The sequence below is a fragment of the Terrihabitans rhizophilus genome (assembly GCF_033898525.1).
GTDB classification, from domain to species: domain Bacteria; phylum Pseudomonadota; class Alphaproteobacteria; order Rhizobiales; family Methylopilaceae; genus Flaviflagellibacter; species Flaviflagellibacter rhizophilus.
This window is the reverse complement of sequence record NZ_JAXAFJ010000003.1, coordinates 83,157-106,747: the sequence shown is the minus strand read 5'-3', so window position 1 is coordinate 106,747 and position 23,591 is coordinate 83,157. Positions and strand designations below refer to the sequence as shown.

At 66.4% G+C, this 23,591-nt stretch carries 18 protein-coding genes; 8 read left to right on the top strand and 10 right to left on the bottom strand.

All coding sequences use genetic code 11. The features are described from left to right. Positions 1-10: 10 nt before the first annotated feature. From SCD90_RS06995 to SCD90_RS06985, 3 genes are all read right to left on the bottom strand, one after another. The gene (locus SCD90_RS06995) at positions 11-1,885 is read right to left on the bottom strand and encodes a GAF domain-containing protein (protein ID WP_319843934.1); all 1,875 of its coding nucleotides are present in this window, start codon (positions 1,883-1,885) and stop codon (positions 11-13) included. Between the two features lie 18 nt (positions 1,886-1,903). After that, complete coding sequence (locus SCD90_RS06990) at positions 1,904-2,212, bottom strand: DUF3467 domain-containing protein (protein ID WP_319843933.1); 309 nt, start codon at positions 2,210-2,212, stop codon at positions 1,904-1,906. Positions 2,213-2,319: 107 nt separating this feature from the next. Next, a complete protein-coding gene (locus SCD90_RS06985) occupies positions 2,320-3,588 on the bottom strand; it encodes an outer membrane protein (RefSeq protein WP_319843932.1) in 1,269 nt (422 codons plus the stop codon). Between the two features lie 133 nt (positions 3,589-3,721). On the opposite strand from SCD90_RS06985, the gene SCD90_RS06980 reads away from it, so the two are divergent. From SCD90_RS06980 to SCD90_RS06965, 4 genes are all read left to right on the top strand, one after another. Beyond that, complete coding sequence (locus SCD90_RS06980; RefSeq protein ID WP_319843931.1) at positions 3,722-4,807, top strand: ATP-dependent DNA ligase; 1,086 nt, start codon at positions 3,722-3,724, stop codon at positions 4,805-4,807. Beyond that, the gene (ligD, locus tag SCD90_RS06975; RefSeq protein WP_319843930.1) at positions 4,800-5,738 is read left to right on the top strand and encodes a non-homologous end-joining DNA ligase; all 939 of its coding nucleotides are present in this window, start codon (positions 4,800-4,802) and stop codon (positions 5,736-5,738) included. Before SCD90_RS06980 ends, ligD begins: the two co-directional genes overlap by 8 nt. A gap of 110 nt (positions 5,739-5,848) precedes the next feature. Further along, complete coding sequence (locus SCD90_RS06970) at positions 5,849-6,616, top strand: TIGR04290 family methyltransferase (protein WP_319843929.1); 768 nt, start codon at positions 5,849-5,851, stop codon at positions 6,614-6,616. Continuing rightward, a complete protein-coding gene (locus tag SCD90_RS06965; RefSeq protein WP_319843928.1) occupies positions 6,613-7,539 on the top strand; it encodes a glycoside hydrolase 5 family protein in 927 nt (308 codons plus the stop codon). Before SCD90_RS06970 ends, SCD90_RS06965 begins: the two co-directional genes overlap by 4 nt. 19 nt (positions 7,540-7,558) lie before the next feature. Here SCD90_RS06965 and SCD90_RS06960 read toward each other — a convergent pair whose 3' ends face one another. From SCD90_RS06960 to SCD90_RS06935, 6 genes are read right to left on the bottom strand one after another with little or no spacing between them, the layout of a single operon-like run. After that, entirely contained in the window at positions 7,559-8,305 is a 747-nt protein-coding gene (locus tag SCD90_RS06960; RefSeq protein ID WP_319843927.1) for a hypothetical protein, read from the bottom strand. A gap of 50 nt (positions 8,306-8,355) precedes the next feature. Next, positions 8,356-9,417, bottom strand: a complete 1,062-nt coding sequence (locus SCD90_RS06955) for a glycosyltransferase family 4 protein (protein ID WP_319843926.1) — start codon at positions 9,415-9,417, stop codon at positions 8,356-8,358. Beyond that, complete coding sequence (locus SCD90_RS06950) at positions 9,417-11,285, bottom strand: glycosyltransferase family 2 protein (protein ID WP_319843925.1); 1,869 nt, start codon at positions 11,283-11,285, stop codon at positions 9,417-9,419. The genes SCD90_RS06955 and SCD90_RS06950 overlap by 1 nt, the downstream gene beginning before the upstream one ends. Positions 11,286-11,328: 43 nt before the next feature. After that, positions 11,329-13,140: a tetratricopeptide repeat protein gene (locus SCD90_RS06945; protein WP_319843924.1), complete on the bottom strand. Its 1,812-nt coding sequence runs from the start codon at positions 13,138-13,140 to the stop codon at positions 11,329-11,331. Positions 13,141-13,177: 37 nt separating this feature from the next. After that, positions 13,178-13,807 carry a hypothetical protein gene (locus SCD90_RS06940; RefSeq protein ID WP_319843923.1) on the bottom strand — a complete coding sequence of 210 codons (630 nt, stop codon included), beginning with the start codon at positions 13,805-13,807 and terminating at the stop codon, positions 13,178-13,180. A gap of 55 nt (positions 13,808-13,862) precedes the next feature. Next, entirely contained in the window at positions 13,863-16,760 is a 2,898-nt protein-coding gene (locus tag SCD90_RS06935) for a glycosyltransferase (protein WP_425265659.1), read from the bottom strand. A 954-nt stretch (positions 16,761-17,714) separates the two neighbouring features. Between SCD90_RS06935 and SCD90_RS16600 the strand changes: the two genes are divergently transcribed. The 3 genes from SCD90_RS16600 to SCD90_RS06925 all read left to right on the top strand — a co-directional run bounded on the left by SCD90_RS16600 (position 17,715) and on the right by SCD90_RS06925 (position 20,351). Next, positions 17,715-17,921, top strand: a complete 207-nt coding sequence (locus SCD90_RS16600) for a hypothetical protein (protein ID WP_425265650.1) — start codon at positions 17,715-17,717, stop codon at positions 17,919-17,921. Between the two features lie 366 nt (positions 17,922-18,287). Further along, on the top strand, positions 18,288-19,574 hold the full coding sequence (locus SCD90_RS06930) for a BNR-4 repeat-containing protein (RefSeq protein ID WP_319843921.1): 1,287 nt from the start codon (positions 18,288-18,290) through the stop codon (positions 19,572-19,574). Between the two features lie 81 nt (positions 19,575-19,655). Then, positions 19,656-20,351 (top strand): class I SAM-dependent methyltransferase, encoded by a 696-nt coding sequence (locus SCD90_RS06925; protein ID WP_319843920.1) that lies wholly within the window; start codon positions 19,656-19,658, stop codon positions 20,349-20,351. A gap of 54 nt (positions 20,352-20,405) precedes the next feature. Here the strand turns inward: SCD90_RS06925 and SCD90_RS06920 are convergent, their stop codons facing one another. Then, the gene (locus SCD90_RS06920; protein WP_319843919.1) at positions 20,406-21,725 is read right to left on the bottom strand and encodes a UDP-glucose dehydrogenase family protein; all 1,320 of its coding nucleotides are present in this window, start codon (positions 21,723-21,725) and stop codon (positions 20,406-20,408) included. 389 nt (positions 21,726-22,114) lie between these two features. On the opposite strand from SCD90_RS06920, the gene SCD90_RS06915 reads away from it, so the two are divergent. After that, positions 22,115-23,440 (top strand): exopolysaccharide biosynthesis polyprenyl glycosylphosphotransferase, encoded by a 1,326-nt coding sequence (locus SCD90_RS06915; protein WP_319843918.1) that lies wholly within the window; start codon positions 22,115-22,117, stop codon positions 23,438-23,440. Positions 23,441-23,591 lie beyond the last annotated feature (151 nt).

The window sequence follows — 23,591 nt, the reverse complement described above, 5'->3', positions numbered from 1 at the left end:
CCGGACTGCCTTATGGCAGCCATTGCCACGCCTTGAGGCGCAGCCAGTCGGTCATCGAACGGGTCCAGATCCAGATCAGCAGGCGTTCCCCGGCGTCGATCTTGGCCACGCCCTCCATGCCCGGACGCAGGCGCGGCGAGTTCTCCGTCAGACGCCCCTCCACCCGGAACACCGTGCGTCCGCCGCCGGCCTCGGCCACGGGGGTGATGGTCTCGACATTCAACGCAAACGCCTGGTCCGGCAGCGAGGACACGACAAGCTGTCCCGCCTGCCCCGTCTGGACATCGGCGAGATCGCGCTCGTCCACATTCATGATGACGCGGTACGCATCGAGCGGCGCGATCTCGAACAGCACCTGCCCGCGGCTCACGGACGCACCGACCGACTGGCTGAGATCGCCGGACACGACGAGGCCGTCGAAGGGTGCGCGAAGCTGGGCGCGGGCGATCTGCTCGTCGATCAGCCCGATCTGCGCGTCGGCCTGCTCGATCTGGCTCTTCACCACATTGATGACGGCTGGCTGCCGGGCCGCCAAAGCGCGGTCATATTCATAGAGACGTTGCTGGCGCTCGGTGACCCATTTCAGGCGCTCGAGCGTGAGATCACGGTCTTCCAGCGCGGCGATGAGGTCCCCTGCCCGCACGGTGCTGCCGGCGCGCACATCGGCCTGCTTGATGAATCCGTCATAGGAGGCCACCACCGCACGCCGCACCGATCCCTCGATGCGAGACTGCGCGTTGACGCGGTATTCCTGCTCATACAGGGCGAAGAAGGCGATGACGGCGATGGCGCCAAGCGCCGCCAGCTTGCGGCCGGTGTGCGAGGGGCCGAGAAAAGTTTTTGCCTCGCGCCACAAAGCGTCGGCGACTTTGAAGCCGATCCAGCGGTCGCTCTGCCGGCGATCCTCCAGAACGGGAGCAAGCGCGGCGCATACGGCGTCGAGCAATCCCACCGTCTCCGGCTCGAAGGGCATGTCCTCAGGACGTTCAAGGCTGACGGCGCCGACAAAGCGGTCGCGCACAAGAAGCGGGATCGTCAGCACGTGGCCGCGCTGCAGAAGCGCCAGTTCCTCGGCCGCACGCGTGGCCAGAGGCTGGCCGGGCACCGGCGGATATTGCACCACGCTGCGCTGGTCCATCGCCTCGTCCATGGCGTTCTCGACATGACGGGCAAGGTTCATGCTCTGGCCGAAGCTCGCGGTGTGCGAGATGGCAGCGATGCGGACCGATCCACGCCGCACAAAACCGATGCTCACACGCAGCGCGGGTGCGCGGACTGCAAGCTCGGTCGCCACCGCCATGCAGGCCGGCTTGAAGCGCTCCTGCTCCAGCGCGGTCGCCAGAAGATCGAGCGCCAGTTTCGACCGCGTGCCGGTGCGCGAGGTGATGAACTCCCGGTCGGCGCGTTCGCGGTCGCGCAGGGCGGCGGTGCCCCACTGCACCTGCCGCATGGCCGAGCGCATGTGCCGAGCCTCGGACCGGCCGAGATCCAGCGCGACAACGGCGATCAGCGCACCGTCCAGCGATACGGGATAGGCCAGAGCGGCGGACCCTCCGCCGACACGCGCCTCCTGCGCCATGCCGCGCCCGTCGGCGGCGGCACGTTCGGCCAGCGCGACAAGCGCGGGATCGGGGCGATATTTGTCGGGCCAGACCGCTGCCGGTTCGAGGGCGCCGCCGGCTGCTGCCGGAACAAGCAGAAGACCAGCAGTTACATCGCCGATCATCTGGCACTGCAGGGACAGCCAGGCGCGGCGGAACTGCGCCGCATTGCCACCCTCGCCGAGCTGTCGCCAGATCGCCGTGTCCAGCACGGCGACATCGCCGCTCGCGCCCGCACCCGGAGCCGTTGCCGGCCTTTCGAGAGGTACGGGTTCGTCGCTCATGCTGGCGCGAGCCGGCGCTTAGCGTTCGACGTCGAGCGAGCCGTGGCGGGCCTCATGCTCGCGCAGCACGCCGCTGAGCACGGTCAGCAGCCGCTTGGCGGCGAGCGGGGTCAGGATGATGCGGTTGCTGAGCTCCACCGCCATGGACGATCCTTCGGACACGTTCCAGGTGCGGTTGGTGCCGAAGAACAGGTCGACCTGCTCGCGCGTGCTCTGCACGTTGATGACGTTGGCGAAATGGGTCGCCATGCCGGCATCGATCCATTCCAGCTTGCGGGCCTGGCCCTCGGCTTCACCCGTCGCAGGCGCACCGGTCGTCGTGTCCATGTTTCCCCCAGAAGGCCGCGGCACAGGCGGCCAATTTTCTTCATAGCCGAAATTGTACCGCAGCGGGGGCAGATCGCGCGCTTCGGCGCGCTCTGGTTGCCGGCGCGTTAAAAGCGGTAGGAGGCGCCCAGGCGTGCGCTGAAGATCTCGGGCTGCACGGCGAAGTCGTCGGGCTGCGCACCGTCGAAGGTGATCTCGTCGGTCGCCTTGGTGTAGAGGCCCTCCACACGCAGGCTGACATTGTTGCCCACGAGGGTCTCGATGCCGCCGCCGACCTGATAGCCCTGAAGGGTGTCTTCGTCGCCTTCGGTGCCGAACACCGCCGCCGCATCATCCGTGACGGTTGTCCGGATCCAGGCTGCGCCGCCCTTGGCGTAGATAAGGGATGCAGGCGTCACGAGAAAACCGAGCCGGCCAGTGACCGCATAGATGGCATCGACCTCGGCGAAGACCTCGGCATCGCCCAGCCCTTCGTCTTCGAAGGCGAGGTCCGTCCAGGTGCCGCTGGCTTCCACGCCGACGACCAGGCGCTGGAACGCATAGTCGAAGCCGATCTGCCCGCCGCCTCCGACGCGAAGATCGGCGAACTGCTCCCCGTTCAGCAGGATCTCGTCATAGCCGGTGTTTGCGCCCTGCCCTTCGAGATGACCGCCGAAATGGAAGCCGGTCCAGTCTGTCTCGATTGCCGGGGCGGCAGGAGCCTCGATCTGTTGCGTGCCGAACTTGAAGGCGCCGCCGATGCGCGCCTGCAGGAAGCTCGGCTCGTAGCTGGTGAAGTCCACCTCATAGCCTTCTTCCACGAAGGTGTAGGCAAGCTCCGCGCGGACCGCGAAGAAGTGCGTGAGCATGGATTCCACACCGAGACCAACATGCGCGCCGACCAGCAGGTCGTCCACGGGATCCGCAGCGAAGCCAATATTGGCCTCGCCGTCGATGAAGGCCACGCCGCCCTTCACGTAAAGCAGGGTCTCCGGGGTCACGAGAACGCCTAGCCGTGCGCTGAGCGCCGCCACGGTGTCGATGTTGACGGCATCCTCGGGAACGCCGTCGAACGGGTTGCCAAGATCGGCATGCACCCAGCTTGCCTCGGCCTCGACGCCCATGACGTAGCGCGGATGGAACTGCCAGTTGTAGCCGGCATAGATGCCGATATTGGCATCGGTTTCGCCGAAGCTGACGTTCAGTTCAGGAGCTAGCCCGGGAATAGCTTCTTCTGCGGAGTCGACGCTGCCAAAGCTCGCACCAGCCAGGAGGCCGAGATACGGCCCGGTCCAGGACGGCACGGTTGGGCTCGAAGGCGCGAAGTCGGCAGCATGAGCGGGGAGGGCGAATGCGGCCAACGCAGATGCCAGCGCGGCAGATTTCCAGAGGCGCATGTGTTGTCCCGTCCCAGCTACACTTTTGGATAACACACCGCGTTGTTCGCCGCTGTTGCACAACTGCAACGAGTGATCCCCATCACGGGGGCCGGAGAGCGGAACCAGTAGCCGCGATCATGCTTGAATCGGCATGGACAGCGGCCAGCCTCCTGAAACGGACACCAGAGATCGCGGCCTCCCGCTGCCGGTCACGACCGCGCCGATGGAGGCACACGCAGCCGACGCCTTGCCGGAGGGCCCGGGCTGGCAGTTCGAGCCGAAATGGGATGGCTTCCGGTGCCTTGCCTTCCGTTCGGGAACCGAGATCGACCTGCGCTCCAAATCGGGGCGCCCGCTCGCCCGTTACTTTCCCGATGTGGTGAGCATTCTCGGCGCCCTGCCGGCGGAGCGCTTCGTGCTGGATGGCGAACTTGTCATTCCCGTTGGGGGCGAACTTTCCTTCGAGGCGCTGCAACTGCGCCTGCATCCGGCGGAAAGCCGGGTGCGGAAGCTGGCGGGCGAGACACCGGCCGAGTTCATCCTGTTCGACCTGCTGTTCGACCCCGAGGGTGACATCCTGATGGATCGGCCCCTGCGCGAGCGGCGCGCGGCTCTCGATCAATTCTTCACAGCGCTGGCCGACACGTCCGGTCTGCGCCTCTCCCCATCCACCAATGATCGTGGCGTCGCGGAACGCTGGCTTGCTGGCACCGGCACCGCCTTGGACGGCGTGGTCGCCAAGCGCTGCGACGATCCTTACCGCCCGGACGAGCGCGCCTTCGCCAAGGTGAAGCGGCTTCGCACGGCCGATTGCGTGGTGGGCGGCTTCCGCTACGCGCAGGGCAAGAAGGAGGTCGGCTCGCTCCTGCTCGGCCTCTACGATGCGGATGGAGAGCTCGACCATGTCGGCTTCACGTCCGGCTTCGCCGAGATGGACCGGGCCGCGCTGACCGCGCGCCTCGAGGCGCTGGTGGAGCCTCCCGGCTTCACCGGACGCTCGCCGGGCGGGCCGAGCCGGTGGAGCACGGAACGCACCGGAGAATACCAGCCGCTGCGCCACGAACTGGTGGCGGAGGTACGCTACGACCACGTCACCGGCGACCGCTTCCGCCACGGCACGAAGTTCCTGCGCTGGCGGCCCGACAAGGCCGCCCTGCAGTGCCGGATGGATCAGCTCGACGCGCCTGCCGATCCCGAGCGGCTGGCGACACTTCTGGGGATCCGCGATCATGGCTGAGGCGAAGGAAGCAATCGAGATCGGCGGCGTTCGGCTGACAAGCCCGGAGAAGGTGCTCTACCCGGAGCAGGGCATCACCAAGCGCGATCTCGCGGAATACTATCTGGCCGTCGCCGACTGGATGCTGCCGCATCTGGTGGATCGGCCGGTGACCATGGTGCGCTGTCCGACGGGGCGGCAGAAGAAATGCTTCTACCAGCGCCATGCGGGATCGGGTGTGCCCGAGGAGCTTGGGCAGGTGGAGATCGAGGGCTTCGAGGAATCCGGCGCCTATCTCTACATTCGCGACATACGCGGCGTGCTGTCCATGGTGCAGATGGGCGTGCTCGAAATCCATCCCTGGGGCTCGAAGGTGGATGACCCCTCGCGCCCGGACCGCCTGATCTTCGACCTCGATCCCGGCGAAGGCCTCCTCTTCGCCGACGTGATGCGGTGCGCGCATGAGCTTCGCGCACTCCTGCAGGAACTTGGGCTGGAGCCGTTCCTGAAGACCACGGGCGGCAAGGGGCTCCATCTCATCGTGCCTCTTGCCCCCACGCATGACTGGAGCGGGGTAAAGCGCTTCGCCCGTCATGTCGGCGATCTGTTAAGCGAACGCGCCCCGGAACGCTTCCTGACGCGCATCTCCAAGGCCGAACGCGAGGGGCGGATTTTCATCGACTATCTGCGCAACGATGCGACCTCGACCGCCATCGCGCCCTATTCCACCCGCTCCCGCCCTGGAGCGCCTGTTTCGGTGCCGATTGCCTGGGATGAACTCGCGGACGGCTTCGATCCCTCGCGGTTTACGGTGTGCACGGTGCCGCAGCGGCTGATGGATCTGGACTTCGATCCCTGGGCCGGTATCGGCTCTTCGGCGCAGACCCTGCCGCCGATCCCGGAGGCAGCGGCAAAATCCCGACGCCCGCGCAAGAGCGCACCATCCGCCTGATTGCAGTGGACGATCCTGCGCCCTCCTTCCGTTTTCCGGTCACCTGCTGCTAAACAGCCATGCCGTGCGCGCATGCGGGCGGAGCCTTCAAGGTCAGGATCAGTCCGCGAATGAATGTTCACCAGATGGATACCGAGCAGATCCGGCAGAGGATCGACGAGCTCGGGCCCTGGTTCCACAACATGGAACTGTGCGGCGTGTGGACGGCCCCCGGCCACTTTCTCGGCAATTACCCCGCCATGAAGTGGGAGCGCTTCGCGCACGCCTTCCCCGAAGACCTCACCGGCAAGAGCGTGCTCGATCTCGGCTGCAATGCCGGCTTCTACTCAATGGAGATGAAGCGGCGCGGCGCCGCCCGCGTGGTGGGCGTGGATTCCGACGAGCACTACCTGGCGCAGGCGCGGTTCGCGGCCTCCATCAGCGGCTACGACATCGAATTCCGGCAGATGTCGGTCTACGACGTCGCCTCGCTGGGCGAGCGGTTCGACATCGTCATCTTCATGGGCGTGCTCTACCACCTGCGCCACCCCTTGCTGGCGCTGGACCTGCTGAACGAGCACGCGGTCGGCGACATGATGCTGTTCCAGACCATGCAGCGCGGCAGCCGCGAGATACATCCCGTGCAGGCCGACTACGACTTCTTCGAGGTCGAGCACTTCGACGAGCCGGGCTATCCGAAGATGCACTTCTTCGAGCATCAATATGCCCACGACTGGACCAATTGGTGGGCGCCCAACAAGGCCTGCACGGAGGCCATGCTGCGCAGCGCGGGCTTCACCATCGAGTCCAACCCCGAGGACGAAGTCTATATCTGCCGCCGCACCGAACCGCCGTGCGGGCCGGGCGCCGTCTACCCCAAGGAAGGAACGCGGGCATGATCGAAGCCGCGATGATCTGGAACGAGCCCAACAACAAGTCGCATTGGGACCCGGAGATCGATCCCGACTTCGTGCTGTTCGCACAAATGACGAAGCTCGCCGGCCAGGCCATCGCCGCCGAATGCCCGGGCCTGCCGCGCGTGCTGGGCGGCATGTCGCCCATCGACGCCGGCTTCGTGCAGAACCTTGAGCGCAAGGGCGTGTTCGAAGACGTGGACGTGGTGGCCGTGCACGGCTTCCCGCTGGACTGGAACCTCTGGCAGATCGACGAATGGCCGGCCAAGGTCGCCGAGATCAAGGCTGTGACCAACCTGCCGGTCTGGGTGTCGGAAGTCGGCGTGTCGAGCTTCGGATCGGAAGAGGTGCAGGCATGGGGCGTCGGCAAGACGGCCAGCCTGCTGAGGGGCGTGGTGCCGCGCGCGCATTGGTACAGCCTCTACGACCTGCCGCAGGCCTGGGGCGCCACGACGCGCCACCGCGAGGCGGAAGGCTCATCCTACTACCGGCACTTCTACATGGGCCTGCTGCGCGAGGACGGCTCCGCCAAGCCCTCGCTGCAAGCCTTTGCCGATCACGGCGAGGGCATGGGGATCTGCCAGTGGTTCCACTATCACGACCACCGGCTGGATGACGCGGTGGCCTGGCTGAAGCGGCTCGGCGTGCGCCATCTGCGCACCGGCCTGTCCTGGGCCGACAGCTTCCGCCCCGACGCGCTGGGCTGGTTCGACCGCCAGATGGAAGCGCTGGCCGACTTCGACGTGACGGTGACGTTCTGCTTCACGCCGGAACATCGCGGCATCGCCCCGCACCACACCTCGGCGCCGCAGGTGCCCGAGGAATATGCCGAATTCTGCGCCCAGATGATCCGGCGCTATGCGCCCGCGCGGGTCGCGTCGATGGAGCCCGAGGTGGTGGTCGCCTGATCGGCTGCGGGGCCGCTCCTCAGGCAGCGGCCTTGATGTTGTCCGTAAGGCACTCGGCGACCCGCGTCTGGAATGCCGGCTTGTAGTGCGCCAGGTCCATCAGCGCCGTCGGCACGCCCATGTCGAGCACATGGGCCGTGGGGTCGAACAGGGTCGCCATGCCCTCCTCCTGCAGCCGCTCCATCGCGCGGATGATCTTGGTGCGCTGCGGTATCGGGGCGCCCTTGTAGTCGGTGTTGAAATGGCTCACGAGGACCACCGGCTTGCGCAGGAAAACCACGAGCTCGCGGATCTCCTTGTAGATCTGGTCCGTGCTCTGTTCCTCGATGCGGATGGTCTCTGCCACCTCGCGCGGGACGCCTTCAAGCTCGGCGGGGATCTTGGACGTGTCGTTGACCTGGAACCGCATCATCGGGTCCCACCAGCTGGCGGCGGTCTTCTCGTTGACGCCGAGCAGCTCCCGGGTGCGGTTGATCTGCAGGAAGAAGGCCTTGAAGATGATCTTCCGGATCGAAGAGACCTCCAGCACGAAGACATCGGTGTCCTTGAAGCTCTCGTGGAAGCTCTCCAGTGCTCCTGCGGCCGGAAACTTCCACTCGTCCTTTATGTTCATGTAGGGGCGCAGGCGCGCGGGCGGCTGCTTGGCGCCGGTGATAATGTCGATCTGCTGCTTCACCTCGGCTGCGTAATGCGTGAAGCCGAAGATGTTCTTCTGGTTCAGCTTGATCGTGCCGGCATCCGCGAGCATCTGACTCGGGGTGATCACGCGGCAGCATCCAAAAACGGTGACGGTCGGTGTCATAGGGCGGTTCCCGATCAGGCGAAGCCGAGGGCGCGAAGCTCGGAGATGGCGGCGCGGACAGGGGTGTATTTCTGGACGGCCTCAAGGCCGGCATAGCGCATGGCCGCGGCCTCGGCATCCGACATGGAGAACATGCGGTGCAGCGCGGTGTCGATCGACCGCGGATCGCCGCAATCGGCCAGGAAGGCGTTGACGCCATCGTCGATGAAGTCGGAGGCACCGCCAAGCTTGGGCGCCAGTGCGATGCAGCCGCAGGCCATGCTTTCCGCCGCCGTGCGGCCGAAGGCCTGGTAGTCGGACAGATCCACGAAGAAGTCCGAGTCGCGCAGCAGCGTGGCGACATCCGTCTGCTTTAGCTTGCCGATCAGTTCGACGCCCTCCGGGATCTCCATGCCCGTGCGGGCCAGGTCCTCGTGGTCGACGCCGAAGATCTTCACGTCGGCCGGCCCGAATTCGCCGGCCGCCACGCGCTCCATCAGGGCAAGCGTCTTGCGCGGCGCGCGACGCGGAGTGTCCGGACGCACCATGGCGCACAGCACGCGCCGGTCACGCTTCTCGCGGCGCGCGGGCTTGTAGATGGTGTGGTCGATGCTGGGCACGACAAGCTCGACCTTGTGGCCGTGACTGGCTCCCACGATGTCGCAAAGCCAGTGCGTCTTGGCGAAATAGGTGCAGTTCGGCAGCACCGCGAAACTGGCCACGGCGATGCCGTGGTCCACCGTGCCGGCCTCGTAGAACAGGGGCTCGTAGTCCTGCACGTAATAGGCCGTGCGGAACGAGGCCTTGGTCTCCGTGATCGCCTCCGCGATGGAGTGCACGGAGGTGTTGGTCGTGGCCACCACCACATCCGCATCGGCGGCGACACGGCCGAGTTCGCGCGGCCCGGTGAAGGGCAGCACGCCGGTCGCGGTCCATGCATAGCGGTCATAGGTGTCCATGAAGGACTCGATGTTCTGCTGGTTCACCAGCACCGTCGCGTCGACGCCGAGGTCGCGCAGCGCGGTCACCTCCTGCATCACGGAATGGGCGCCGCCGCTGCCGCCTCGGACGGGAAGAACAAACGCAATCTTGGGCATCAGGTCCGCAGCTCCGATTCCAGCTCTGCCATCTTCGCCCGGAGGCGCACCATCGCGGTGTTGAACTGCATCCCGCGTTCAAGGGCACCGATGTTCACGCCGGGATGCTTGTTCTTCAGTTCGAAGCCGCCGGCGCGGGTCAGCTTGGAGCGCGTGGCGGAGCCGAAGCTCACGCTCTTCTCGTGGTAGACGAAGCAATTGTCGGCCACGACGAGCTTGAAGCCGGCGAGACCCGCTCGCAGGCACATATCGGTCTCCTCGCCATAGCCAAGCGGGAAGGCCTCCTCGTCGAAATAGCCCACGGTGTCGAACACGGCGCGCGAGATCAGCGTGCAGAAGCCGTTCAGCACCGGGAAGCACGGATAGGTGCATTCCGAAGCGGCGGCGAGCTTGGCCTGCACATCCTCGATGATCTCGGGCTCGATGAAGTCGTTTTGCGACCATGAACCGTCCGGGTTCTTGGCCTGCGGCACGGACTGCCAGGTGGCGGCGTTGGACAGCGGGCCGATCAGGCCCGCGCCCGGCACGCGCGCGGCGGCCTCATGCAGCCTGCGCAGCCAGCCCTTCGACACCACGGTATCCGAGTTCAGGATCACCACCCATTCGGCATCGGTGAGCTTGATCGCCTCGTTGATCGACTTGGTGTAGCCGCGGTTCAGCGCGCGGCGGTGCATGGAGAACCGCTCGTCGCCGGCCACGATCTCGTCCAGCAACAGGGTGGTGTAGCCGCGGCTGCCGTCGTCGATGACCTTGACGCGGAACGGCGTGTCGGTGGCATCGCGCACCGAGCGCAGGCAGCGCGTCACCACGTCCGCGCCATTGTAGACGGGCACGATGATCTCGGTCATCGGCACCTCGGTGCGCAGCCGCATCACGGCCGGCACCGAGACCTTGTGCTCGGGCGCCAGCAGCACCTCGCGGCCAAGCCTCTCGTCATAGATGCGCGTCAGTTCCTCGCAGGCCGCGAAGGCGCCGGTGAGGCGGCCATCCTCGAAGCGCGGGCCGCTCTCCGGTGCGTCGGACGGCACGAGGGGGCACATGACAAGGCCAAAGCAGGGGCGGAAGGCGATGGTGAGAACAAGTTCGCCGGACGCGGCAAGCTCGCGCTCCTCCGGCTCCAGCACCATCTGGACCTCGGTGCTGGAGAACCTCCGCATGACGCGGCTGCGGCGCAGCCGGCGCAGCCGGTCGAAGGCCTGTCCGTTCCACCGGCTCAGGAAGATCTCGACATGGCATTGCGTGGTGTTGGAGGTGGCCTTGCTCAGCTTCAGCCAGAGCTTGAACCGCTCCTCCTCGCGGACTTCGGCCGCAAGGTCCGGCAGGCGCTGGTGGACGGTCCAGGACACCTCGTTCTCGGCCGTCAGCCGCGCCCCCCAGGAAAACCCCGAAGAGGCCGGCGGCGGATCGGCCCGCTCGAAGCGCGGCCCGACGGCTGTCGGGTCGACGTCAGCCCAGACGCCGTCTGCCACATGGTTGAACCAGGAGGTCAGCCCACCGGCGATTCCGTTCGGCCAATAGGACGGCTCGCCGCCCCAGCCCTTGCCGGAGCCGTGGGACGTTTCCGTCAGCGGGTCCAGCATGTCCGGCCCCTCGAGCGCACCTCCGCCCGTCAGGTCGACCACGCGCAGCGCTAGGCCGGCGTTCCCCGTGCGCACGAGGTCGGGCACGGGCCAGGTGAAGCCGAATGCCTCTGCGGGTGCGTCCTCTTCAACGGCGTCGGCCGCGTGGATGATGTTCAGCACGGTCTCGCCGTGCAGGATGGCGAGCGGGGCGGAAGGCCCCTCCTCCGGCACCACCCAGCCCACGAGCGCGCCGCGCTGGGGATCGAAGCGGAACCGGCCATTGGCGATGGGCTCGTAGAGGCTCACGAACGCACCTCTCGCGGCGTGCATCGGCAGGCTGATGGCTTGGTCATGCCCTGGCTCCTGCCGCTGCAATGCCGAAGCGGCTGAGATCCGGGAGCGGCGGCCCCTCATATCCGGTTGTGCGGGGCTGTTCTGGCTCGATCTTGAGGAGCGGACGCGGCGCGCGCAGCAGGGCGGCGCGGCCGGCGGCTACGCGCAGGACAAGCCAGGCATCGCCTGCCTCCAAGGCTGCTGCCTCCGTGTCCGTCAGGACGAGGTCGAACGCCTCCATCTTCGCACGCTTGCGGGCCTGGCACGACAGAAGCGTGCGGCGCACATCCCGTCCGCTCTGCCGCACCACCAATTGCACGTCCATCGGCGCGGGCGTGCCGTCGCCCGCCGCGCGTGTCTCGATGTAGAGCCGCAGCCCCGTCAGCAGGAGAGGAGCGACATCCTTGCGGAACCGGAACGCCAATTCGGCGGCGGTGCCGTTTCCCGTGACCCGCAGCCCGTAATGAGGCAGTTCACCGGCCCGGAACTCCTGCGGTTCGCTGACGAGGAAGCTGACGGAGCCGCGCCTTTCGGCCGGCCGCAGCACCACGCCGTTGGCGCGTTCGCTTGGCGCCGTCACCGCGCCCTCACCCGGCCCCTGCCAGTCATGCATTGTGGGGTTTTCCAGGAACTCCAGCGACAGCGGCGCCGTCTTGCGCGGTTCGACGCCTGTCACCTTCTGCAACTGGCCCGCGATCTTGCGGTCCGCCGGCTGTGCGGCCGCCAGCGCGCGCAGGTGCTTTGCCGCCAGGGCCACGGACCCGATGGCGAGGTGAGCGTCCGCCAGCAGGCGGTGGGCATCGATGTCGTCCGGGTTCAGCGACAGGGCGCGCCGGACCGGCGCCAGCACTTCGACGGGGCGGCCCAGCCGCATCAGCGCGCGGCCGGCCTTGATCAGGCTCTCGCGGAAGGCGGAATCGCCGGGCTGCACCTGCTGCCAGTAGCCCAGGGCTTCCTCGTAATTGCCCTCATTGTGGGCAAGGCGGCCAAGGATGACGACGGCGCGGGCGTGGGAAGGGTGCAGGTCGAAGGCCTGCGTGGCGAGCGCGCGTGCCTTGTCGGTATCGCCCTGCCCGGCCGCGATGCGGGCGCGCACCCACAAGGCATCGACATTGTCGGGGGAAAGGCGCAGCGCCTCCTCGAGGTTCTTGATGGCGGTGGCGTGGTCGCCCTCGCGCTCCGCCTGCCGGCCCAGATCGACCAGCGACTTCAACAGGTCGTTCTCGGGCAGCCGGATGGTGCCGATTTCCTGGCCATCGGCGGTCTGGATGGTCAGGACCTCGTTCGGATCCGGCGCCTGCCAGACGGAGGGCGGCAACGCGATCTCGAAGGCATGGGCACCATCGCCGATGCCGGCGGAGAGGAGATCCTTGCGCTCGCGGTCGGCCAGTTCGGTGGCGACCACCTCGCCCTTCCACACCGCCTGCACCTTCAGGCGGCGGGTGCCATCGCGCTGGTCCCATGCCCAGCCGGTGCAGCGCCCCCGGCGAAAGCCTTCGACGCGGCCCGCGAGCCAAGCGTTCTGGCGGGTGAAGGAGATGAGGCGGCGATCCACCTCCACCATCCCGCCATCGGCATCCACCACCTGCAGGGAAACCTCGCGGGTGGCCTCGGTACAAAGGTGGCCCGGAACGGTGTAGCGGATGCCGTGGGCGCCATCGCCGATGCCGGCGCCCGCCAGGTCCTGGCGCGGCTGGTCGCCCACCACGATGTCGGACTTGTAGCCGTCGATCACGAGCAGGGCGAGAAGCCGCTCGCGCGGGCGAGCGGGATCCCACGCCCAAGCGCGCAGCATCTCACCCGTCATGCCATCGATACGACCGCGCATCCGTCCTCCTCCCGTTCAGGCCTTCAGTTGCGGCGGCCTATTCGCCTTCCCACTGGAAGACGGTCTTGCCGGTCTGGGCGCGGAACATGGCCCGCCGGAAGCGCGAGGTGCTCTTGCGGCCGATGATGACGCGGATGGTCTTTGCGGCGCGCGTCTCATCGGCATTGCTGGGGACGTGCGGTATCGGCGTCGCAACCACTTGGCCGCTCGTGCAGATGGCGAATCCGGAAATCGCCAGCGCGTCCTTGTAGGTCGACAGGAAGTTCACGTAGTCGGCCATGGTGGGCTTGTAGAGGACGCGCTTATCGAAATGGTCCGCGACCTGCAGGCCCTTCAGCGCGAGGTCGCCGTCCTTGTCGAAGAACGGGTGCTGGATGACCGCGAACTGCGTTGCGGACCGCACGATATTGACCAGAGCCTGGCGGAACGCTGCCTGTCCCGGCATCTCCGGCAGCAGGTTGATGGCGAAGGCCGAAGCCGCGAGGTTGCGGCGGTCGAAGTCCAGCACGTCCGCCAGTTCGGCGTTGATGCCCTTCTGATGGCACTGCAGGACGGCGTCCTCGGATTTGTCGATCGCGAGGCCCGGCCCCGGCGCGCAGGTGGCGGCAAAGTCGAAGGACTGGCCTTTCCCCGCGCCGAAGTCGATGAATTCGAGGGTCTCGCTCACAGGCTGTCCTTCCGTCCGTCACATGAAATTTCGCGATAAGGTGCTGGGGCCGCGCTCATACCGGCAGCTCCTCGAAGCTGTCGGCCGGCACGGCGTCGGGCATGAAGCGCCGCGCCCGTGCCAATCCGTCCTCGCCGCTCCCGAATATCCGCACGGCCGAGGTGAAGAGCGTCCGGTCTTCCGGGGCGATCTCGTCCTCTGGGCCGAACAGGCTCTTAGGGCCGGTCGCGGGACGCTCACCCATCAGCACGTTCAGGGGCAGGCCGCGTCGGGAGGCGATTTCAGATATGCGCCGGCCGTCGCCGCGCTCCAGTCCGTCCGCGAAGACAAGGATGGACCCGGCATGGACGGAGGGCTCGTCGAGCGCCATCCAGTCCTGCTTCAGGTGCCAGAAGATCCGTTCGGAAGCCGGCGCGTTGCGCGCCCAGCGCTCCAGCGCCCTCTTCTGCTCGCCGGGGCGGCCCTTGCCGGTCAGCACGGCGACCCCATAGGGAGCGGCCCCGCGCGCAGCCACCGCGAAGGCCTGCTTCCGCGCCAGCAATTGCCGGTAGAGGCGGTCATAGCCCAGTGCCATGTATTCGGCGGAATAGGCCCGGCCGTATCCGTTCTGCCAGCGGATCACGTCGTTGACGCGCGCCCGGACGTCAGCCGGATTGCCGCGGATCCGGCGCATTACGTCCGAAATGTCCGTGGTGCCCGAGCCGTGGGGAACGAGCCAGCCGCCGCCATGCGCAAGGATGCGCTCGCCCACGGCACCGAGATCCACCCCCAGCACCGGAAGCCCGCACGCCCACATCTCCGTCAGCGTATGGCAGTAGGTCTCGGGCCATACCGAGAGCACCGCCCCGATATGCGGACGGATGCTGCGCACACGGGCGCTGAACTCCTCGCGCTGGTAGGTGCCGTGCAGGACGAGACCGGGCGCGGCTTCCAGGTGGCCGTGATCGCCGAGGATGTGGAACTCGAATTCCCGACCGCCGTCCAGCGCCGCGATCTGCCGGATCAGCCCGGCTCCCTTGGCCTCGGAGATGTTGCCCGGCACGAGGACGCGAAGCGGACGGTTCGGGTCTGGAAACGCGCCAGAGAGTGACGAATCCGGGAACGAGCGTCCGTGCGGGATCACCCGGAAGTCGCGCTCGGACAGATCCGGAAAAGCCTCGCACAGGATGTTGCGTGCGCGCTCCGAAGTGGTGACGAATGCATCGCAATGCGCGAAGGCGGCGCCGAAGATCTCCCGCCAGCGCGGGACGAAACCCGTGCGTGAAGGCGGGAACAGCTCAGGCTCCCAAAGCTCAAGCGCGCAATCCGCGCCGCCCGTGCCACAGTCCACGCCGTGGTGCTGACCATTCTCGTCCAGCAGCTTCACGGACGGGCAGGCGGTGTAGAAATCGTGGAACGAGAGCGCGACCGGCAGGCCGGCCATGCGGCAGACCTCCGGCAGGTCGGCGCCGTGCCAGGCGAGGTGGCGGATATGGACCAGCTCGAAGCCGAAGCGGACGAGGAGCTTCAGGACCTCCTCGTTGTACTCCGCCGAGCGGTGCGTGGTGGGAACGATGCGGCTGCGCAATGGCTGCGTGAGAACCGCCTCGTCGCCCCCGGGCGCGTAGCGGGAGAGTTCCAGTTGGCGGCTGTCGCAGCGCAGGACCCAGGGCTCGTAGCGGTCTGCCAGAGCCGCCATGAGATCGCGGTTCGTCTGCGGCGTGCCGCCCGTCTTGGTGGAGATGACGAACAGGACACGCGGCCTCGGCTTGCGCGCGGGCCTCTCGAGCCGGACCATGGCTCGCCGGATCCGCCAGCGGACGCCGAGCAGATCGGCACCGTGCTCGAACACCCGCGTCAGCAGCCGGTATTCCGGATAGCGGGCATGCAGCACCGCCTGCCCGTCGTCGTAATGCAGGGACTTCGCCGCGCCGAAGCTGGCGGAGCGCCGGTGGTAGACGAAGGTTCGGTCGTCCAGCACATGCTCCCCGCCCGCACGGAGCGCGCGCATGCAGAAGTCGTTCTCCTCGCCATAGCCGATGGGGAACGCCGCCTCGTCGAGCGCTCCGACCCGGTCGAGGCAGTCGCGCCGGATAAACATGCAGAAGCCATGGCCGGTCGGCACCCGGGGATAGGCGGCGATGGAGGCCTGCCGGACCAGCCGGCCCATATCGTCCACCCCGAGCCCATCGGGCAGAGCGTTCTCGATGCCGGGTTCAGGCGCGGAGAACACGCCTGCATTGTTGGATAGCGGAGTGGCGGTCGCGACCTTAGGGCCGCTATAGGCCGCCATGCGCAGGCCGGCGAGCCAGCCGGGCGTCACCATCGTGTCCGAGTTCAGCAGGACGACGTCGTCATCGCCGGCCAGTTCGATTCCCCGATTGACGGTGCGGGTGAAGCCCAGATTGTCGTCGTTTCGCAGGATCTCGATGCCCGGAAGGTCCTCGTAGAGGGACAGCACCTCACCCACGGCAGGGTCAGGACTCCGGTCGTCGATCAGGATCAGCCTTGCATCGCCCGATGTGTTCCGCACGAGTGCCGCAAGGCAACGCGAAAGGTCTTCCGCCGCATTGTAGATCGGCACGATTACGGAAACGCGGCGCGCGGGGTGCGATTCCAGGACGGCGTACAGGCTGTCGAGGTGCGGCCTTGCCGTGCCGGCCAGCGCTATCGCCTGATCGGGCCCTTCCAGCGCACGGCCGGAGAATGCGGGCGTGACACGCACCTGGATGCTGTCCGCGCCAGGATCCGGATTGGCCGGATCCAACCGGAAGCCGCCGCGACCATCGGACAGGCCTTTCCGCGCCAGGTCGCCGCGGCTGCGGTCCGCACGGCCGGAACTGTAGCGGACCCCGTTGATGTGGACGTCGTAGCGCGCCGGGTGATCGCCGTCGGGATCGATCAGCCAGCCGGACACGCCGTCCGGCTCGACCGCCTCGAGGAACCCCGTCGCGCCTTCGCCGGCACGCAGCATTGTTTCCGCGATCACGTCTCCGCCGTGCAGGAGGGCCAGCCGCGTTCCGGCACGGGACACACTGAAGCCGGGATCACGGCCACGCAGGCGCAGCAGAAAATGTCGGCGATCCTCATGGAAGCTGCACGGCACCTCGCCATCCGCGTTCCAGAAGCGCCAGACCGGCTGGCTTGCAAGGAGCGGCACCGCCAGCTCCGTACCACCCTGAAGGCGTAGACGGGCGATGTCTGCCTGCTCGCCATCAAGCAGCAGGTGGAAGCCTTCCACGGCACGTTCGGCCCGGACCCCGCCGACCGCTTCCTGCCTGACAATCTCGTCGTCCTCCAGCACGGTGCGAGCGGAGAACAGACCGTCCGCAGACGTGAACGACACCTCCACCGATCCATTCGGCAAGGATGGCACCACGACGCCGAAGCAGAGCCGCCTGTCCTGCGGCGAGCCGACTGCATGGCTTGGTTCGCCGATTTGCACGGGCTCCATGCCCGTGACCTCTACCGTGATCCCGTGCGGAACAGCCTCATCCGCTTCAAGAACGAGCGAGCACAGCAGGAGCGCGCGTTGCGCACCTGAATAGACACCGTGGATATGCAGGCCGGGCTCTTCCGCAGGGGACCAGAGGTCATCGCCGGGCAGTTCATCGGCTGCCCCGATGTCCTGCTCCGCCGCCGGCGCGCTGCGGACGGGGAACGCCGTTGTCGCAAGCGTGCTGCCGGAGGAGACCAGCGCGACCTGCAGGATGTCCCCCACGGACCTGCCGGAGCGATGGGCTGCATCTGCCAGCATGCGCTCCGCCACGAAGAAGCCGAACAGTTGCGCCGTGCCTGCCTCGAAAGGCAGATCCGGACGCCCGAACACGGCTCCGAGGTCGAGCTTCAGCCGCCCATCCACGACAAGGTGTGCGTCGCGCTCCGGCGCGGGATCGAACAGCCAGCCGCCGAGACCGTCTTCCGCAACGTGATCGAAGGCGCCGAGAGGCTGGAATGGAGCCATGGCCGTGGCCGGCCCGGAAAGCACGATCTCGTCAGCCGTGTCGGTCGAGGCAACGATGTCCGGAATACTGTCGATGTCGGCGGTATAGGGCAGCGCATGGGCGAACCCGGCCCGACCGTCCGCTATGCCGGCAGCCGCGAGATCCGCGCGATCGGTCAGCCGGGGAATTGAGATGGAGGCGTGGCCCTCCGCCTTCAGCCGCAGCGAAGAACCGAGCGCCTGATCGTCGCGCGTCGCGGCCCAGCCGCGAACGAACACGAAGCCGCGGCCACGCTCGATGCGCTCAACAAAGCCTCGCAAGGCCGACTTACCAGCCATGCATCATCGATGCGCAACCCGCCATTGCACAACGCCCCCGCCTGTTTCGAAGGATACAGAACCGAAGAGCAAGATGTAAACGGGTAGATTGCGAATAGCAGGGTAGCTACAATGCAAGATCTAATTGGTTAAATGGCCTATCACACCGCCGCTACTCAAGATTGAGTTATAGCCGTTCTACACGTTATACGGCGCTATTCTGCGTGGAGGCATGCAGCGATGTGGCTGAACCGTTTTCGCAGATCCAGGCCGTTCATCGAAACAGCGCGCGTGGATCTCGGCCCGGCCTGGGCCGGCAACAGCGTGAACTGCGTGCCGTTCCGGCGTGACGCGGTCCTGACCTCCGCCAACACACACACGGCTGCCTACTTCGACGCCGACGGGGACGTCCGGCTCGTGGAGATCGACCGCGACAGCGGGCGTCGCAAGGAAGCGGTGCTCGCCAATGCGCGCAAGCCTCTCGATGCCCATCAGGCGATCAGTATGGGCCGCGATGCTCAGGGGCGCCTGCACCTCGCCTTCGGCGCGCACAACGAGACCCTCCTGACGACACGCAGCCGCTCCGCCGACCTCACGGAGGGGTTCCTCGCAATCGAGGAAGCCGCAGGAGGGGCAACCTATCCGATGTTCCTGTCTGTCCGCGACGAACTCCTGCGCCTGTTCCGCATCGGCAATTCCAAGGCCGGGGAGCTTTGGGTGGAGAGGCTTCAGGGCGACGCCTGGGTCAGGGACAAGAAACCGTTCATCAGCGGCCTTCTCGAGCCGTGGACCGCCGGGCCCTATCTCAACCAGCCCGTCGTCGCACCGGACGGCACGGTCCATCTGTTCCTTGTCTGGCGGCTGCCCGGCAAGGCCATGTCCGGCGGGCTCGTCGTCAATGCGGGCATCGATGCCATGCGGTCGACGGATGGGCTTCGCAGCCTGTTCACGACGTCGGGCGTGCAACTGTCCCTGCCCGTCACACCTGTGAACTCTGAACGCATCGTGCCCGTCCCGCTGGGCGCCAGCCTGATCAACCAGGCCGCAGCCGGTCTCCTGCCGGATGGCACGCCCTTGTTCCTGACCTATTGGGACGATGGAAATGGCGTACCGCAATACCGGCTCGGCTGGCCAGGCGCCGGCGGTTGGCAGGTGTCCACCGTCAGCGCCTTCCGAACCCCGTTCCGGCTCGACGGGGGAGGCACGCTGCCGATCCCCCACAGCCGTCCCGATCTGGTTTGCCACCGGGATGGGCGCATAACCATGATCCATCGCAGCGCCGAGACCGGCAACCGCCTGATGGCGACGAAACTCCAGCCGCCGCATTACCGGCTCGACAGCGCGCGCACGCAAGTTCTCGTGGACCAGGACCTCGGTTTCTACGAGCCGATCCTCGATCGCACGGCCTGGGAGGCACGCGAGGAACTCGTGCTCTATGTGCAGCCGTGCAGGCAGGAGATGAATTCCGACGGCACCAGCGCGCAGCACGCCGAGCGGGCTTTTCTCGCCTGCTTCAGCCCCTCATAGCGGCCGCCACTTGGCTTGAATGTTCGGACCTTTCCTCTATCGTTCGCCCCCTTTTCCCGGCAGCAAACAGCGGCGGCCTGCATGACAACGACCGTGATCAAATCCCGGCCCCGGGCGCGGACCCGGCCCGAAACCACGCAGGAAGAGAAGGATCCCCAGGTTCGCCGTGTGCTGAACGTCGGCAGCGGCCCCTACTCGCCGCGCAAGCTGCATCCCGTTTTCTCCGGCGCGGACTGGATCCAGCTCCGGCTCGACATCGATCCCGACGCCAAGCCCGATCTCCTCGGCAGCATCATCGATGTCGGCGACCTGATCGAGAACGAGAGCTTCGACGCAGTCTGGTGCTCGCACATCCTGGAACACCTGCACGAGCCCGAGCTTGCCAAGGCGATGGCGGAGATCAGGCGCATCCTGAAGCCGGATGGCTTCCTGTTGCTGACGTCGCCAGATCTGGAATCAGTCGCCGAACTGCTGATCGAGAAAGGTCTCGATCATGTGGCCTACAACTCACCGGCCGGTCCCATCACTGTGCTGGACATGATCTACGGCCACACCGCCTCCATCTCACGGGGCAAGCACTACATGGCCCACAACACGGGCTTCACCGAACAAAGGATCGGGGAACTGCTGATCCGGTCCGGATTCGACCTGTGCCATGTGAAGCGCGGCGCTCATTGGGATCTGTGGGCACTCGGCCTCAAGGACAGGGCATCGAGCGACGAGGTGCTGGGCAAGCTCCGCGCGAGCGGGCTGGACCTCGTCGAGGATGAGGCCTGAAACAGAAAAGCCGGGCCACTGGAGGGCCCGGCTCGTTGATCCTCTTCCGCGGGTTCAGTGAACCAGGTTGGGCCGTCCGACGCTCTCATAGGTGAAGCCGAGGGCTTCCATGTCCTGGGGGCGATAGACATTGCGCAGGTCCACCACGATGGGCTGCTTCAGCGTGGTCTTCAGCAGGCCGAAATCGAGCGCGCGGAACGCGTCCCATTCCGTGACGATGACGAGCACGTCGGCATCCTTGGCGCAGTCATAGGCGTTCTCGGCGTAGAACACCTCCTCCGGCAGCACCTTGCGTGCCTCGTGCACGCCTTCCGGATCGTAGGCGCGGATCTTGGCGCCCTTGTCCAGCAGCGAGTTCACGATGGCGATGGACGGCGCGTCGCGCATGTCGTCGGTGTTCGGCTTGAAGGTGAGGCCTAGCAGCGCCACCGTTGCGCCCTTCACATTGCCGCCGAGTGCGTTGACCACCTTGCGGGCCATCGCCGTCTTGCGGGCATCGTTGACCCCAACAACCGTTTCCACGATGCGCAGCGGAGCGCCGGCTTCCTGTGCGGTGCGGGTCAGCGCCAGGGTGTCCTTCGGGAAGCAGGACCCGCCATAGCCCGGCCCGGCATGCAGGAACTTGGAGCCGATGCGATTGTCGAGGCCGATGCCCCGCGACACGTCTTGCACATTTGCGCCCACGCGCTCGCACAGATCGGCCAGTTCGTTGATGAAGGTGATCTTCGTCGCAAGGAAGGCGTTGGCCGCGTACTTGATCAGCTCGGAGGTGCGGCGGCTGGTGAACAGCAGCGGCGAGGAATTGATGAAGAGCGGACGGTAGAGCTCAGTCATCACGGCGCGGGCGCGCTCGTCGTCCGTACCGATGACGATGCGGTCGGGACGCTTGAAGTCCTCGATGGCGGCGCCTTCGCGGAGGAATTCCGGATTGGAGACCACCGAGATCTCGGCATCCGGAGCCACTTCGCGGGATATGGACTCGACCTGGTCGCCGGTGCCGACCGGAACCGTCGACTTCGTCACCACCACGGTGAAGCCCTTGCACTTGGCCGCGATTTCGCGGGTCGCGGCATAGACATAGGAGAGGTCCGCATGGCCGTCGCCACGGCGGGACGGGGTGCCCACTGCGATGAACACCGCGTCGGCGTTCTCCACTGCGGGGGACAGCTCGGTGCTGAAGGACAGTCGCCCCTGCCGCACATTGCGGTCCACCAGATCCTCGAGCCCCGGCTCATAGATCGGCATGATGCCCTGGCGCAGGGCCTGTATCTTGCGCTCATCCTTGTCCACGCAGACGACCGTATGGCCGAAGTCGGCGAAACAAGCGCCCGAGACGAGGCCAACATACCCCGTTCCGATCATTGCTACGTGCATGGTTCTAGGTCCGTGGTTTGGAAGCCGTGAAACGCATCAACCCGGCGCGATTGAGCGGGGTTTGTCAATGTACACTTACCCGTTCTCCATGAACTTCCGATGAGAAGCGACGCCTTTGAGGGCCCGGCTGCCGCAAGTCATAAGATAACCCATGCTGGCGCATGGCAGCCATGCATCCGCGCGGCCTCTAAAGCGCTTTGTCGAGGACCTTTTTGAGGCACGCTGCAAATATCTTAGTATTCGCGGCACGTGGCTTCCTGGGCTAATATGTTCAGGAATGACATTCGTCGGGTCCAGTGCGAGGCTTTTCATTGACGTTTCAGCCGATGCGAGCAGTTGAGGCCGGCCAGACGTTCGAAAGACGCGACACGGCGCTGCGGCACCGGCACTTGTTTGCCTTTCTACTTTCGATTGCTTTTGTAGTTCTGGACGTCGCTCTGGTTGCGCTGGCGGCGGTGCTAGCTGCCCTGCTTCGTCAGGGCACCCTGGACTCAGGCAACTGGCCGCAGTTCGTGGGCGTGGTGCTGCCTGCCTATCTGGTCACCTGCGCCGCCACCGGCGGATACAGTTCACGCGTTCTGACCAGCTTTTCCGCGGCTGCCGCCCGGGCTCTTCTTGCGATGGCCGTCGCGGTCAGCATCGGGTTCTGCGCCGCGTTCGCGTTGCAGGTGGGCGGCCAGATCTCTCGCCTCGAGACGGCCTATGCCATCGGCTCGGCGCTGGCCTTCCTGCTGCTTGCCCGAAGTGTCGGAGCGCGGATCGCCGCTCCGGCTCTCCAGAAGGGGGCCGAGCATTCGGTTACCGTCGTCACTGACGGCCACGTGCCGACCGAAGCCTGGGCGGGGGCCCGTGTCGTCAACATTCATGCCAAGGCAGCCGCGCTGCCGGAGGGCGAACTCGCCTTCTTTGCGTATGTCGGGCATCTCGTGCGCGACAGCGATCGCGTGGTCCTGATCCTCGGCAATGTTCAGCAAAGGCTGCGCTGGGCGGAGACGATGCGCCTGTGCGGCGTCAACGCGGAGGTGGTGGCGGACCTCGGCGGGCTGAAGCCGATAGGGCTGTCACGATGGAGCGGCAGCTCCACGCTGGTCGTCTCCCGCGGCCCGATGACCCTGGGCGAACGCGCGGCGAAACGCGCCTTCGACCTGGGCCTCACCCTCGCGGCCATGCCGTTGGCCCTGCCCCTCATCGCCATTGCAGCCGCCCTCATCAAGATGGACTCGCCGGGTCCGGTCTTCTTCATCCAGACGCGCGTCGGCCGCAACAACCGGCATTATCGCTGTTTCAAGCTCCGCACCATGCGCCATGAAGCAAGCGACCCGGAGGGCGCGCGCTCCATCTCGCCTGGCGACGACCGCACGACGAGGATCGGCCGCGTCCTGCGCCGGACAAGCCTCGACGAGTTGCCGCAGCTGTTCAATGTCCTGGCAGGCGATATGAGCCTTGTCGGCCCGCGGCCGCACGCACTGGGCTCGACCGCCGGGGGCGCGCTGTTCTGGGAGGGCCTGCCGGACTACTGGACGCGGCACGCCATGAAACCGGGTGTCACCGGCCTTGCGCAGGTGCGAGGTCTGCGCGGCCCGACGCAAACCCGCGAGGACCTCGAGCGCCGGCTGGCAGCCGATCTGGAATACATCAATTCCTGGTCGCCGCTGCTGGACCTGCGGCTCCTGCTCCGGACCGTCGCCGTGGTCGCGCATCGGAACGCATTTTAGAACCCTTTGGAACAGCCCGGCCCCGGCCGTGTTGGTCTTGTTGGCGGCAATCGGTGCCGCCGCACGGGTGTCGATAGCGATTCCTTATCGACCAACGCGAACTACCACGTTGATTATTAAGCAGGTACGGGCCATTTTGGAGCAGTTCCAG

Coding starts and splice junctions, on each gene's coding strand:
- SCD90_RS06995 (WP_319843934.1), bottom strand. CDS start 1,885: ATGAGCGACGAACCCGTACCTCTCGAAAGGCCGGCAACGGCTCCGGGT.
- SCD90_RS06990 (WP_319843933.1), bottom strand. CDS start 2,212: ATGGACACGACGACCGGTGCGCCTGCGACGGGTGAAGCCGAGGGCCAG.
- SCD90_RS06985 (WP_319843932.1), bottom strand. CDS start 3,588: ATGCGCCTCTGGAAATCTGCCGCGCTGGCATCTGCGTTGGCCGCATTC.
- SCD90_RS06980 (WP_319843931.1), top strand. CDS start 3,722: ATGGACAGCGGCCAGCCTCCTGAAACGGACACCAGAGATCGCGGCCTC.
- ligD (WP_319843930.1), top strand. CDS start 4,800: ATGGCTGAGGCGAAGGAAGCAATCGAGATCGGCGGCGTTCGGCTGACA.
- SCD90_RS06970 (WP_319843929.1), top strand. CDS start 5,849: ATGAATGTTCACCAGATGGATACCGAGCAGATCCGGCAGAGGATCGAC.
- SCD90_RS06965 (WP_319843928.1), top strand. CDS start 6,613: ATGATCGAAGCCGCGATGATCTGGAACGAGCCCAACAACAAGTCGCAT.
- SCD90_RS06955 (WP_319843926.1), bottom strand. CDS start 9,417: ATGCCCAAGATTGCGTTTGTTCTTCCCGTCCGAGGCGGCAGCGGCGGC.
- SCD90_RS06945 (WP_319843924.1), bottom strand. CDS start 13,140: ATGCGCGGTCGTATCGATGGCATGACGGGTGAGATGCTGCGCGCTTGG.
- SCD90_RS06935 (WP_425265659.1), bottom strand. CDS start 16,760: ATGCTGCGTGCCGGCGAAGGCGCGACGGGGTTCCTCGAGGCGGTCGAG.
- SCD90_RS06930 (WP_319843921.1), top strand. CDS start 18,288: ATGTGGCTGAACCGTTTTCGCAGATCCAGGCCGTTCATCGAAACAGCG.
- SCD90_RS06925 (WP_319843920.1), top strand. CDS start 19,656: ATGACAACGACCGTGATCAAATCCCGGCCCCGGGCGCGGACCCGGCCC.
- SCD90_RS06920 (WP_319843919.1), bottom strand. CDS start 21,725: ATGCACGTAGCAATGATCGGAACGGGGTATGTTGGCCTCGTCTCGGGC.